This is a genomic window from Pseudomonas tremae, assembly GCF_001401155.1.
Taxonomy (GTDB): Bacteria; Pseudomonadota; Gammaproteobacteria; order Pseudomonadales; family Pseudomonadaceae; genus Aquipseudomonas; species Aquipseudomonas tremae.
Genome location: NZ_LJRO01000316.1, coordinates 1 through 263, shown reverse-complemented (window position 1 = coordinate 263; position 263 = coordinate 1). Strand labels below are relative to the sequence as shown.

Below are 263 nucleotides of genomic sequence, written 5' to 3'. Positions count from 1 at the left end.
TTTACGTACAGAGCCTAGCGTTCGTTCGTGCGTGCGCCAAGGTCAACCTCTGCATCCACAATCCGCTTAAGCAACTCCCAGCCCTGATAGGGGTCGCCACGTCCTCGCAGGTGTGTGTACCGTCTCAAAGAATTCCAATCACGGTGCCCTGACACGCTTGCTACTCTAGGGATGTCCCAGTCCATCTCGAAAAGTCTGCTTATGCCGTCGTGTCGCATGTCATGAAATCGAAGATCTTTCAGCTCTAGGCTCTGTACGTAAAG

Annotated in this window: 1 protein-coding gene; it reads right to left on the bottom strand. The window is 52.9% G+C overall.

Going from position 1 to position 263, the window contains the following annotated elements:
* Positions 1-14 precede the first annotated feature (14 nt).
* The coding region (locus tag ALO43_RS18535) for a tyrosine-type recombinase/integrase (RefSeq protein ID WP_157062329.1) at positions 15-263 on the bottom strand (249 nt) is incomplete at its 5' end.